2 protein-coding genes are annotated in these 1,771 nt (G+C 67.9%); both read left to right on the top strand.

The window, feature by feature from the left end:
- Positions 1-119: 119 nt before the first annotated feature.
- Complete coding sequence (locus ACFWF3_RS34585) at positions 120-980, top strand: enoyl-CoA hydratase (RefSeq protein WP_378925610.1); 861 nt, start codon at positions 120-122, stop codon at positions 978-980.
- Between the two features lie 58 nt (positions 981-1,038).
- The coding region (locus ACFWF3_RS34580; RefSeq protein WP_379318259.1) for a hypothetical protein at positions 1,039-1,771 on the top strand (733 nt) is incomplete at its 3' end.

The following is a 1,771-nucleotide window of genomic DNA, read 5'->3' as shown; positions in this document are numbered from 1 at the left end:
GCGGGTGGGTTTGTCCCCCCGTTCACCCCGGCGGGGGCCGCGGGCGCCGCCGCCGGGGCGGGGGCGCCCACCGCCGATATCACGGCGCGGTTGCATCGTCCGGACGAGCGGAGCTGATGATGAGCGAGTTCGAAACCATCCGCTACGAACGGCCTGCCGAGAAGGTGGCTCGGATCGTGCTCGACCGCGCCGAAGCGCGCAACGCGCAGAGCATGCGGATGCTCTATGAGCTCAACGACGCCTTCGACCTTGCGGCGCAGGATGATTCGATCAGCGTGATCATCCTCGCCGCGAACGGACCACACTTCTCCGCCGGACACGACCTGCGCGACAGCGAGGCCTTGCAGGTCGTGACCGATCACCGGCGGGTCGGCACGTGGTGCGGTTTCGGTTGCGCCGGTGCCGAATCGCAGATGGCGGTCGAGAAGGAGATGTACCTGGGGCTGTCCGAGCGGTGGCGCAACCTCCCGAAACCGACCATCGCCGCCGCTCAGGGCAAGGTCATCGCCGGTGGCCTCATGCTCGTGTGGCCGTGCGATCTGATCGTGGCGGCCGACGACGCGCTGTTTCAGGACAACACCGTGTCCATGGGTGTGTCCGGTGTGGAGCTCTTCCAGCATCCGTTCGAGGTGGGTGTCCGGAAGGCGAAGGAGATGTTGTTCACCTCCGACTTCCTCACGGCCGCCGAAGTGCATCGGCTCGGCATGGTGAACCACGTCGTACCTCTGGCCGAGCTGGAGTCGTTCACGCTGCAGCTGGCCTCGCGCATCGCCGAGAAGCCGCTGTTCGCACTCAGACTCGCGAAGGAGGCCGTCAACGTCGCCCAGGACAACCAGGGCCGCGCCAACGCTCTGCAGACCTCCTTCGCTTACCACCAGCTGTGCCACAGCCACAACCAGCAGGTGCACGGCACGCTGATCGATCCGGGGTTCATGCAGCGGACGTTCGGGGCGAAGGCGGGAGCGGGGGCGGGGTCATGATCCGGCGCTCCGGTTTCCACCTCGATTGATCTACAGTCCCACCGCTCGAGAGGCCGAGATGACCAACGTTGTGCTCATCGATGCGGGCCGATCGGGAGTCGTTCCGGATGACCCCGACCTGCCCGAAACGCCCACCACGCTCGCCGAGGACGTGATCGCGGCGCTGCTACGCAGAAGCTGCCTCGACCGATCGGAGCTGACCGAGCTGTTTCTCGCCGACCCCCGCTGCCTGTCGACCGGCTGCTCGGTCGGGCAGGCCGGTTGGGTCGTCGACCCACCGCCGCTCGGTCTGACCACCACGGCGGGCGCGAGCAGTTCGCTGAGCATGGCGCAAGCGATACGAACGATCGAGAAGTACCCGGACGCCGTCGTCGTCGTCGCGGCGGCCGACTTCGGAATGAGTACGTCGTGGCTCGGCGGCGGTGCCGCCGAGCTGTACCGACAGCAGCACATGGCCCGAGTTGCCGCGGCCTGGTGGGGTATCGCTCCCGATGAGATGGCCGGCTGGGCCCGCTCGTCCTATTCGCGGTCCGCGGAGTGCGCTGCGGCCGGGGACTTCGTGGCCGAGATCGTGTGTACCACACCCGGTTACCTCGCCGACTGCTTCCACAAGCCGGAGGCAGGTGATTCGTTCAGAGGCGGGACGGGTGACAGCACGACGTCCGGGCAGGGCCTCATCGACGACGGATCGGCGGTCACTGCCCGCCCGGCCCGTGGTGCGAGCGCGATGCTGCTCACCAGCGAGCCGAACGCGATCAGGCTGGGGCCGCGTGTCCGGGCCCGCCTGCATG

The sequence above is a fragment of the Nocardia sp. NPDC060220 genome (genome assembly GCF_042727815.1).
In the GTDB taxonomy this organism is placed as follows: domain Bacteria; phylum Actinomycetota; class Actinomycetes; order Mycobacteriales; family Mycobacteriaceae; genus Nocardia.
This window is presented reverse-complemented; position numbering and strand designations above follow the sequence as displayed.

What these genes read in the sequence shown, in the direction of transcription:
- ACFWF3_RS34585 (WP_378925610.1), top strand. Translation starts at nt 120, where the DNA reads ATGAGCGAGTTCGAAACCATCCGCTACGAACGGCCTGCCGAGAAGGTG.